Origin of the sequence: Blastococcus goldschmidtiae (assembly GCF_031845325.1) — a bacterium.
Classification (GTDB): Bacteria; Actinomycetota; Actinomycetes; order Mycobacteriales; family Geodermatophilaceae; genus Blastococcus; species Blastococcus goldschmidtiae.
This window is the reverse complement of sequence record NZ_JAVREI010000046.1, coordinates 1-458: the sequence shown is the minus strand read 5'-3', so window position 1 is coordinate 458 and position 458 is coordinate 1. Positions and strand designations below refer to the sequence as shown.

At 47.8% G+C, this 458-nt stretch carries 1 protein-coding gene; it reads left to right on the top strand.

Translation table 11 applies throughout. The annotated features are described in order from the left end of the window. Positions 1 to 312 (top strand): hypothetical protein (locus RM425_RS21515; RefSeq protein WP_311347272.1); only part of this gene is annotated, 312 nt, incomplete at its 5' end. Positions 313 to 458 lie beyond the last annotated feature (146 nt).

Genomic DNA, 458 nt, shown 5'->3' with positions numbered 1-458 from the left:
ACCTGTCAAAAGGGCAAAATACCCCTGTTTTTGACTGCTTTCTGCTCAAAAAAACGGCATTTCATCACGGCATTTCGCCGATACTCCATGAAGAACTCAGGGAAGAACACGCACGCCGCCCTGTCGGAACTGGTTTCATGTTTCCCCCAAAACGCCGCCCTGCTGGCCGGCTTAGGTCGCGCTGCTGCGCTCCAAGCTTTACCGCTTCGCCTGCTGGCTTCGCTAAATTGCGGATTGGAAAATTTTGAAATAAGAACCCCTATCGGGCTGTTATCTGATTATGGTTATTTTGACATAGTTGTATCATCTTAAAAACAAGCATACAATCTGCAAATCTTAGACAAAGCAAAACCCCCGCCAAACGCCAATCTGCACGGGGGTTTCGAGATACAACATGAGCCAATTATACACCCAACCCGACCTCTTCTTGCAAGAACGTATCCCACACAAGCCATACT